The following is a 7,790-nucleotide window of genomic DNA, read 5'->3' on the forward strand; positions in this document are numbered from 1 at the left end:
GGGGGGTGGCGCAGGTAGTCGGACAGCTTGCGCAGGCTCCAGTGGGTGAACGGCAGCCCCAGCGCCCTTGGCCTGGTGCGGGCGACCTCGAGGATGCGGGCCTCGCCGTCTGCGGTGATCCGCCGCGGACGGCCACCTGCCCACCGCGGGTCCAGGCAGTCCAGCCCGCGGTCGTTGAACGCGTGGATGACGTCCCGGACCGTGTCGGGATCGGCGGCGACCAGGGCGGCGATCGCCTCGTTGGTGTTTCCTGACGCCGACGCCAGGATCATCATCGCCCGGCGGATCCTCACCGCGTCGTGCCGACCCCGCCGCACGATCCGCAGCAGGGCTTGTCCCTCCTCGTCCGTCAACCGACGGACATGCACCGGCTTCGCCATCGCAGACCCCTCCCACGAGCAGGAGCAGATACCTGCGCATCACCGCAAACCGAGATCGCCACACCTCGCCCGGCAGACGTTCACGGACAGCGCACTAGGTCTGCCGACGGGCCCGTTCGGAACCATCGTCGTCGACGTCCCCGGACGAGAGTTCACCTACCGCTTCACCGCTGAGGACGTCGTGTGGACTGCCAAGTTGGTCGAGCTCGAGACCAGCGACCCGCAGAACCGGCTGGCCGTGGTCTGGGCGATGGTTAACAACTACGCACTCTTCGCACACAAGATCAGGAAATTCTCGACGTTCACAGAATTCATCCGTGCGTATTCGACGACGTTGCAACCCGTTCTGGTCAACGTCGCGGCCGCGAAGGCACACTACGGGAACCCGGGCTCGCAGTACGAGCCGGTGGAGGGCGCTGGAACGTACCAGGGAACCACCATCCCACGGGGCCAGCTGAAGCGTCATCGCGACTTCCAGAAGATCCCTTGGGCCGAGATCCCCGCCGCTTCGCGGGCACTCGCCGAGCGCGCCCTGAAGGGCTACGCGGGGAACCCGGGGATTGGGAACGCCAGCAAGTTCGGCTCCTCAAGGATCTGGTGGAAGCGAAAGCACCACACGCGGGCGGAGCCAACCAAAGAGGAATGGAAGCAGTACACCCAGCAGGTTGTCTGCGACCCTCCGTGTTCCTGGATCGGCGAGATTCCCGGCCTAGACCAGATGTCGAACGCGTTCTTTCTGGACCATCGCGCCCGGTCGCTTCCTCCCAACGCGGTACGCGTCATGCCCGCGACCTAACTTCGATCTTTCGCGCCGGTGGTGTGGGTGATCGAGGGCTGTCCTCCCAGCCTTGCTCGTGTTGAGATACGAGAGGCATGGCTGCTCGGGGTCGCGGCCGGCGGCCTCGCCGTCGCGCGGGTGGGCGCCCGGTCCACGTCCGGGCGGGTTCTTCGGGTCATTGGCCGGGGAGCTCTGTGGTCCGGGCTATCCAGGGCCGGCGGCGCGCGCAACCGGTTGATCACCTCGAGGGAGAGCGGCGCGTACGGGTCGAGCGCGGACAGACGCACGATCACGCCAGTGCTTGGCATGAGATCACAGATTTGCTGTCCGCGACCTTCCACATGGCGGCCCCTCGACCGGCGCTTATCGGCCAAGGAGGACGTAGCAGCGCACGCGCCGCCTCGGACGTCAGCGCGGGCGGGTCGGGCGGCACGATGACCCGTGGCGCCGCGGGTGCTTCTCGGTCGTCGCCTCTGCGTGCGTCGGCAGGGACGATCCGGGGCGCGGGCTGGTCGGCGTCGTGGGCTGCGGGATCTCCTGCTACCAGCTGCTTTTCGGGTGCACCAGTATCGATGTGCGTCGCTTGTGCCGGTGGGTCGCCGGGCCCGCGGTACCTGTCTGCCGTGGTGGGTTCGGTTGGCGGTCATCCGGGTGGTCGGGCTCGCTGGCATCGCCCGCTGGTTGGCGCCCCATGTTCATGGCGAGTCCCGCCACAAGGCGCCGAGTACGCCGTCGGGCCGGCATACCGCGGTATGCAGCCCCGGCCGAATAATGAACGGCGAACCGGTGTATGCCATGGCTGGAACCTGCGTACGCCGGTCATCTTCCTTGACATCGCCGCAGCCCTCGTGCGGGTAGGCGTCGCGCACTCGATGCGCGCGGTGGCCGCCGCGTGGCGGCGTATTCCTGGGGAGAGGCCGCGATGTCATGCCGGGTGTCATGCGTGACGGCCGGCGTGATGTCCGAGTAGCGGGGCCGGCCACGGTGCGGGCTCGGTCCGGCGCAGCTCGGGTGGGCCGCCGTCGTGCGAGAGACGGCCGATCTTGGCGGTGAGCCTGGACCGTCCGCGTTGGTGCTGGCGGGGACCGCCGCAGGAGGCGGAGTGTAGGCAGCCCGACCTGGGACGCCGGGGTTGACTCAGTGCGAGGCGAAGATTATGAGTCTTCCTCTCTGGCCGGCTGGGCTATTTTCGTCGGCTGCCGTCGGCTGCCGTTCGCAGTCGTTTTGTGCTGCGGTGGTTGGTAATCGGGAGCGAGGCCCGGCTTGCGTCGTTGTTGTTCGTGCCGGTCGGTGACGGCTCGTGCCGTTGGCTGGGGCGCGGTTCGTCACCGGTTTGGCATCGGTCGACTGCCGCGCTTACATCGTCGAAGGTCACCGTCTGCCACGGGTTGGGTTGCTGACTGGCAGCATCGCGGAAAATGTCCGTCGAGTAGGCGGGAGAAGATTGGTTCTCGGTGAAGATGAAAAAGCAAAGTTAGGTGAGGGCGGTGGATTGACGGTGGTCAGCTCCGGTGGATGTGGTCCTCGGCGCAGTCGCCCGCTCGTTGCAGGGTGGCTCTACGGAGCGCGTCTCGCCGAGCCGCCGCCGTGGAAGGGCCGTTTCTCGTGTCGATGAACTGCTGGCTGGAGGCCGCGGGTCAGTCTGTCGGCTGTGGTGGCGGCTCGGGCGCCTGACCGGGCTCGGCGTTCGGGGGCGCGACCAGCGAGAGAGTCTGTGCGAGACCGGGATACTCGTTGCGGATAATCGTCAGTATCTGCGCTTCAAGGATGGGCGGCTCTTCGTGAGCGATTTTCCAGACCACGGCCCAGTCGACGCCGAAGTATCGATGGATCGCGAGGTTCCTGAACGCACGGATCTGCCGCCAGGCCACGTCGGGATACCGGTCGCGCAGGTCATCCGGTAGCGAGCTGGCGATCTCGCCGAGGAGCAGCATCCGATACAGCACAGCGTCACGCAGGACGCGGTCGGTGTCCCAGCGCTCCCGGGTCACGTCTACGAGGTAGTCCTGGACAGCGCGCACGTTGTCTACGAGATCGGCGAGGTAGAGCTCGTCACGCCGCATACAGGACCTGGGCGTCGTGCAGTACCTCGTCCCGGATCACCCGGTGCAGCCCGTCCTTCGCGACCAGGTCGACAGGTCTGCCGAAAAGCCTCTCCAGGTCGTCCTGCAGGTCGAAATAGGACATACCGAGGTCGTTGCCCGGAGCTCGGACGTAGAGAATGTCGACGTCGCTGGTTGGACCGGCGGAACCACGCGCTACGGATCCGAAGACCGCCAACTCGGCGATCCCGTATCTGCGACACAGGACGGCAAGCCGCGGACGGAAGGCCTGGATCTCGTCCAGGGTCATCGTGCCGCCCTCCCTTCGTCGACCGACGAGCCTCAGTCTACGACGATCAACCCCGCCCGCACCGGCCAGGCGCAGGGCCGAGGCATGCCTTCCGAGCTTCGGTCCTTGATCCGGTCCTGGCTGGTCTTCCTCGCCGAGGGTCCGAGCCTGGTGTCCTGTTCGTCCTGTGCGCACCGCGGTGGTGATCATGCTGCTGGTGTCGAGGCCGCGGTCTGCGGGCTTGGGCTGGTGGATGTGGGTGGTGCTGGGCTGCTGGGGGTGGGGGTCGGTGGGGTGGGGGTGTTGGGGTGGGTGATGCTGGTGATGGGGCGGTGACGCCGGCGAGCCAGACGTGGCGGCGGTCGAGTCCGATGAAGAAGAGCACGTACAGCCTGGCCATCGTGACGGTGTCCGATGGTGAGGAAATCGCAGGCCAACGCGCCTCGGGCCTGGCTGCGCAGGAACTGCGACCAGCTGGGACCGGCGCCGCGGCGAGGCGCCGGACCGAGGCCGTGGCGGCGCAGGATGTTGCGGACCGAGGTGGCCGATATCTGGATCTGCAGCTTGCGGCATTCCCCGACGATCCGCAGGTAGCCCCAGCGGGGATTCTCCCGGGCCAGGCGGAGCACCAGTTGTACGGTCGTGTCCTCAAGTCGGCGACCACGATGCTGCTGCGGGTAGGTCCAGTGGAGGCGGACCAGGTCTCGGTGCCAGCGCAGGAGGGTGGCGGGGGTGACGAGGAACGCCGACCAGCGCGACCGGGGGAGAAGCTGGGCAAGGGTGGCCAGCAACATCCGATCGGCTGGGGTGTATCGCGGCCGGGCGACCTGACGGCGTAGCACCGCCAACTGATGGCGCAAGACGGCGATCTCGACGTCCTTCTCTTCGGGCCGACCACCGAAGCCGGCCGCGCTGAGCAGTCTGCGCATCAGCAGGAATACCACCGTCGACACCATGACTCACCATGATCTCCGACGGCTGTCCGCCCAGCTCAGGGCCCATGACCGTCGACTTGCACCCCACACGCAGCGACGGCCTGTTCGTGAGCTGTTCGCCCGGATCAAGGATCTTCGGCAGCGCGAGGCTGATCGCGGTGGCATGGATGAGGTCGTTTGGCCGGCCGAGGCCGTGCCGGACAAGCAGCGCGGCCTCCAGCAGCTCCGGCTGCAGTCCTGCGTGCGCCGCTGCGGCCGCAGCGGCATCCGTGTCGGTGCCCACCAGAGCGTGCTCCAGTTCGGCAACGACCCCGGTCAGCCGGCCGCCGCGTAGGAACGCGACCAGCTGTGCAAAGGCTGCCCCAAGCGGCTGCTCAGTCACGCGATCGACCCAGCGCGAGCGGTCATCAGGTCTGCGAGCGTTGGGGCGGTGTCGCCTGCCCCCATTCAGATCTCCTCGCGGTACGACGGAGACGGGGTGCTGGTCGCGGTGGAGACCGGTCCGCAGCTGACGCGCATGATCGGAGCGTAACGCGAATGGGAGTGCACGTGACATAGGCGCGTATACGGCATGCGTTACACCGGCGACCTGCGCAAACGTGTTGTGGATCTATGCGTCTCGTGAACGTTCGTTACCGGACACCTCAGTTTCTCGCCTGCCAGGAGGCCAGGTTGTTCGGGGTGGTCAGGGAGCACCCGCAGCCGATCAGCGAGCAGCGCCTCGTACGCAGCGGGCGCCGTGTTGATGTGTGGGAAGTGGCGGTGTTGATTGGCTAGGAGAGGCCTGCTGCCTTCCTTAGCGCGGGCAGGTCGAGGACCGTGACCTGCCGGTAGCCTGTCTTGATGATCTTCTCCTGACGTAGGGCCCGCAGTGCCTTGTGCACGGCCGGGCCCGGCACGCCAGCGAGTGCGGCGGCTACGCCAGGCGGTACGGGGTCGACCGGTACACCGCCTACGACGACCTGACCTCGCTCGGCGTCGAACTCCCGGACACCGCCCGCCGATGGGCACAGCGCCCAGCAGCCACCCCACGCCGCCGAGCCGAACGCCGCGACGACGAATGGCCCCACGACGACTCATGGATAACACTCGACGGCCACCCGTACTTCGTCGCCGGCTACACCGCCGGCGGCGCGCCCTACGGCATCTTCGCCGACAATGCGCCAGAGGGAATCCACACGGCTGGGCCCGGGAACTAACAGGTCAACGCCGGTGGCCGAGTTCTGACACCCACAGGCGTCGAAGGCACCATCCATCAGTCGGTCGCCGTCACCCCCTCTGGCCACCCTCTCTGGCCACACAGACCAGGTCAACGCCGTGGCATTCAGTCCTGACGGGAAGCTGCTGGCCACCGCCAGCGACGACAACACGGCCCAGCTGTGGGATACCGGTACCCGGAGCACCCTCAACACGCCCCTGGCCCGCGCCGGAGTCATACGACAGCGCGAGCTGCGGACCGAAGCCAGAGCGGCCCGGGCTGACCGGCACCGTCATCGACCCTGTGCCGGCGGCGGGATTAGCGCCGAACTTCTCGCCGATCCCGCGGATCGCCCCGCCACCCTTCGGCAGCGAGATGCCCGGCGCCCCGAAGCCCGCCCTGCCCGCGTCCCCATCGCGCACCGCAGAAGGGGACGACGCCTGCTCAGCGCCCGCCGTCACCGGAGGGGCCTCCACGCAGACGGTTCGGAATCATCGGCTCCAGGGCTCGCGATCTCCGGCCAGCCGGGTCGCGGTCGACCCACCAACGCCACCTTGTCGCTGGCCGGCATTGGTCTCATGGCGGCCCCTGGGTCGCGCGGGTTTCGACCGAGCCGGGGATGGAGTGCCGGGCGCCGACGGTGGTGTGGACGAGCACGACACCACTGCGCCTGGAACGGTGGGGGTCGCGTGCTCCGTCGCTGCCTCGGTGGGGCACCTTGACGGGCCATAGTCCGCTGTTGTCGATCTCTCCACGAGGGATTCGCTCGACGGCCCGCCAGGTCCGGGTCCATGACTTGTGCACCACCGGTGGCCCAGGCGGGTCCGCTTCGTGCAAGAGTGCTACCCCGGCCTTGTTGAGGATCAGGCCCTCATCGACGTTCGCGGCTTCACCTAGCATCCAGCGCAGCGCGATGCGAGCCGTCCGGGCGGCCCTCGGGCCGCCTCCGCCGACGTCGCTGTGGCACCCGGTGAACCAGATCTCGCAGACATCCTGCTGACGGATCGCTTCGGCGTCCTCGGGTTTGAGACGAGACATAGCTGCGTCGAGGTCACTGTCCAGCCGTCCCCAGGTGGTTGGTTTGAACCAGGCACGTCGCTCGTCCAGGGCCAGGGCGTGCCGCACGTGGGCAACGATCGGGTTGTGTCGAAGGTGCGGAAGGATGACGGGATTGAGACCGCCATAAGACTTGACCGTGTCCCACAGACCAAGGAAGTGCACCGGACACGGGCGGTGTTCCCGGCGCAGAGCCTGGACCTCGGCCACGGGAATGTCCTTGTCCTCGACCGGCAGGAACGCCTTCCACGCCCGGTCGAAGCTAGCAGCGAGATCCCCGGAGTTCGACCGTGGCAGGTGGCACCGGTAGAGCAGGCCAGCGAGAGCGCGCACGGTGAAAGCGCCACGGCTGAAACCGAAAAGGAAGACACGATCCCCAGGCTGGTAACACTCCGCCAGGGCGAGATACATCTGCCCCACGTTCTCCTTCAAACCGTACCCGGTGACCAGCCCGCGTCCCTTCCTCGCCCACCCCAAGGCTCCCGCGCCGTCTGGAGCAGGCAACACCTGGAATGCCTTGCGCTCCGCCGTGGACTGCCTGAGCAGATCGACCTGGCTCGTCCGGGTGGTCGTCCCGATCCCCTGGTCATAGACGACCAACTGACGGCTGACATCGAGGACGATGCACCCGATCAGGGCCGTCACGTTCGTCGGTCGACTGTCGAACGTGTTGCCGGTCCCGTCCGCGCAGACCACGATGTTGCGCCCCATCCGTGGACCGCCCTCCCGCTACAGACCGGCAACGAACAGGCTAGACCCGGACACGCTCATTTGCCCCGTGTCGACCCCGACATTCCCGTACGGGACGGGAAGATTAGCCTCCACGGTCGGGAACACGGTCTCCACGTCCCTACCGTCCGGGCAGTATGAAGCCACCGTGTCGTCGGGTAGGCCGCCGGCGAGGTGCCCTGGTTGGGTCCTTTTCCGTCGGCCCCCCGCCGAACCCGCCGGGCGGCGTTAACCGCAACGGGCTCTCCAGTGGTTATGCCGTGGGTTGCGTGGTAGGTCGTCCGGCGTGGATGGCTTCGTGGCATGGCCGGCAGGTGACAAGTGTCTTGCGCCGTCGCATGGCCATGAGCCGGACCCACGTCGGCTTCTCGCGTCGTCCTGGT

10 protein-coding genes and 1 pseudogene are annotated in these 7,790 nt (G+C 67.5%); 4 read left to right on the plus strand and 7 right to left on the minus strand.

What is annotated here, in order from left to right:
- On the minus strand, positions 1 to 275 hold a 275-nt coding region (locus tag QOZ89_RS46320; protein WP_312630329.1), incomplete at its 3' end, for a helix-turn-helix domain-containing protein.
- Here QOZ89_RS46320 and QOZ89_RS46325 point away from each other — a divergent pair.
- Positions 241 to 1,176, plus strand: a complete 936-nt coding sequence (locus QOZ89_RS46325; RefSeq protein WP_312630330.1) for a hypothetical protein — start codon at positions 241 to 243, stop codon at positions 1,174 to 1,176. The genes QOZ89_RS46320 and QOZ89_RS46325 overlap by 35 nt on opposite strands.
- 1,619 nt (positions 1,177 to 2,795) lie before the next feature.
- On the opposite strand, the gene QOZ89_RS46330 is transcribed toward QOZ89_RS46325, so the two are convergent.
- From QOZ89_RS46330 to QOZ89_RS46340, 3 genes are all read right to left on the minus strand, one after another.
- Positions 2,796 to 3,221, minus strand: coding sequence for a HepT-like ribonuclease domain-containing protein (locus tag QOZ89_RS46330; protein WP_071046534.1), 426 nt, complete (start codon positions 3,219 to 3,221; stop codon positions 2,796 to 2,798).
- Complete coding sequence (locus QOZ89_RS46335; protein WP_071046535.1) at positions 3,211 to 3,510, minus strand: nucleotidyltransferase family protein; 300 nt, start codon at positions 3,508 to 3,510, stop codon at positions 3,211 to 3,213. The genes QOZ89_RS46330 and QOZ89_RS46335 overlap by 11 nt, the downstream gene beginning before the upstream one ends.
- A 185-nt stretch (positions 3,511 to 3,695) precedes the next feature.
- A complete protein-coding gene (locus tag QOZ89_RS46340) occupies positions 3,696 to 4,445 on the minus strand; it encodes a helix-turn-helix domain-containing protein (protein WP_312630331.1) in 750 nt (249 codons plus the stop codon).
- A 142-nt stretch (positions 4,446 to 4,587) separates the two neighbouring features.
- On the opposite strand from QOZ89_RS46340, the gene QOZ89_RS46345 reads away from it, so the two are divergent.
- A complete protein-coding gene (locus QOZ89_RS46345; RefSeq protein WP_312630333.1) occupies positions 4,588 to 4,758 on the plus strand; it encodes a hypothetical protein in 171 nt (56 codons plus the stop codon).
- Positions 4,759 to 5,197: 439 nt separating this feature from the next.
- On the opposite strand, the gene QOZ89_RS48145 is transcribed toward QOZ89_RS46345, so the two are convergent.
- On the minus strand, positions 5,198 to 5,323 hold the full coding sequence (locus tag QOZ89_RS48145; RefSeq protein WP_349307990.1) for a hypothetical protein: 126 nt from the start codon (positions 5,321 to 5,323) through the stop codon (positions 5,198 to 5,200).
- On the opposite strand from QOZ89_RS48145, the gene QOZ89_RS46350 reads away from it, so the two are divergent.
- Together QOZ89_RS46350 and QOZ89_RS48575 are read left to right on the plus strand one after the other, a co-directional pair.
- A complete protein-coding gene (locus tag QOZ89_RS46350; RefSeq protein ID WP_071046538.1) occupies positions 5,303 to 5,623 on the plus strand; it encodes a hypothetical protein in 321 nt (106 codons plus the stop codon). The two genes, QOZ89_RS48145 and QOZ89_RS46350, sit on opposite strands and share 21 nt — an antisense overlap.
- Before the next feature lie 79 nt (positions 5,624 to 5,702).
- A pseudogene (locus tag QOZ89_RS48575) lies at positions 5,703 to 5,798 on the plus strand (WD40 repeat domain-containing protein); the annotation flags it as partial.
- 400 nt (positions 5,799 to 6,198) lie between these two features.
- On the opposite strand, the gene QOZ89_RS46360 reads toward QOZ89_RS48575, so the two are convergent.
- Both QOZ89_RS46360 and QOZ89_RS48150 read right to left on the minus strand, forming a co-directional pair.
- Positions 6,199 to 7,389, minus strand: a complete 1,191-nt coding sequence (locus tag QOZ89_RS46360) for a DUF2235 domain-containing protein (RefSeq protein WP_312630334.1) — start codon at positions 7,387 to 7,389, stop codon at positions 6,199 to 6,201.
- A gap of 271 nt (positions 7,390 to 7,660) precedes the next feature.
- Positions 7,661 to 7,790: HNH endonuclease (locus QOZ89_RS48150; RefSeq protein WP_491723686.1), on the minus strand; the 130-nt coding region annotated here is incomplete at its 5' end.

This window comes from Pseudofrankia coriaricola (assembly GCF_032027725.1).
GTDB lineage: Bacteria > Actinomycetota > Actinomycetes > Frankiales > Frankiaceae > Pseudofrankia.

What these genes read in the sequence shown, in the direction of transcription:
- QOZ89_RS46345 (WP_312630333.1), top strand. Translation starts at nt 4,588, where the DNA reads ATGGATGAGGTCGTTTGGCCGGCCGAGGCCGTGCCGGACAAGCAGCGC.
- QOZ89_RS46340 (WP_312630331.1), bottom strand. Translation starts at nt 4,445, where the DNA reads ATGGTGTCGACGGTGGTATTCCTGCTGATGCGCAGACTGCTCAGCGCG.
- QOZ89_RS46360 (WP_312630334.1), bottom strand. Translation starts at nt 7,389, where the DNA reads ATGGGGCGCAACATCGTGGTCTGCGCGGACGGGACCGGCAACACGTTC.
- QOZ89_RS46335 (WP_071046535.1), bottom strand. Translation starts at nt 3,510, where the DNA reads ATGACCCTGGACGAGATCCAGGCCTTCCGTCCGCGGCTTGCCGTCCTG.
- QOZ89_RS46330 (WP_071046534.1), bottom strand. Translation starts at nt 3,221, where the DNA reads ATGCGGCGTGACGAGCTCTACCTCGCCGATCTCGTAGACAACGTGCGC.